The organism is Rathayibacter sp. AY1D5 (genome assembly GCF_002932515.1).
In the GTDB taxonomy this organism is placed as follows: Bacteria; Actinomycetota; Actinomycetes; order Actinomycetales; family Microbacteriaceae; genus Rathayibacter.
The window spans coordinates 1-532 of sequence record NZ_PSVU01000134.1 but is presented as its reverse complement, the minus strand read 5'-3'; the positions used below and the strand labels follow the sequence as shown (position 1 = coordinate 532).

Sequence of the window (532 nt, the reverse complement as noted above, 5' to 3'; positions counted from 1 at the left end):
CGCGGAGACCTTGACCGAGTGGCCGGCGGCGATCTGGATGGTCTCGCCGGTCTGCGGGTTGCGGCCGGTGCGTGCGGCGCGGGAGGTGCGCTCGACGGCGATCCAGCCGGGGATGGTGACCTTCACGTCGTTCGACACGGAGTCGGCGAGGGTGGTGAAGAGCGAGTCGAGGACGCCGTTGACGGCGGCCTGGCTCTGGCCGGAGTCGGCGGCGATCTTCGCGACGAGCTCGGTGCGGTTGAGCGACTTGTCAGCCATGGAGTGTCCTCCCAGGACGTTCTCGCTGTCGGAACAGCTGGTTTCGATGGATCGTCCTCGGCCGGGGACGGACGTCCTCAACCGGTCGGACCGTCGGTAACCTACCAGCCCCGCCCCGGATCTCCGGCGATTCCGGCCTCGAGACGCCCGGAACGACGCCGATCGCGCCGGTCGGTCCCTCCACAGGAGGCGCTCGGCGCCTCTCGTCCACCGGTCCGCCGATCGCCTCTCCGCAGAGTCCGCCGCCTGACGAGGATCGGCTCATGACGACGAC

At 69.9% G+C, this 532-nt stretch carries 1 protein-coding gene; it reads right to left on the bottom strand.

Features of this window, described 5'->3' with window-relative positions:
• Positions 1-258 (bottom strand): HU family DNA-binding protein (locus tag C5C82_RS17220; RefSeq protein WP_104355440.1); only part of this gene is annotated, 258 nt, incomplete at its 3' end.
• Positions 259-532 lie beyond the last annotated feature (274 nt).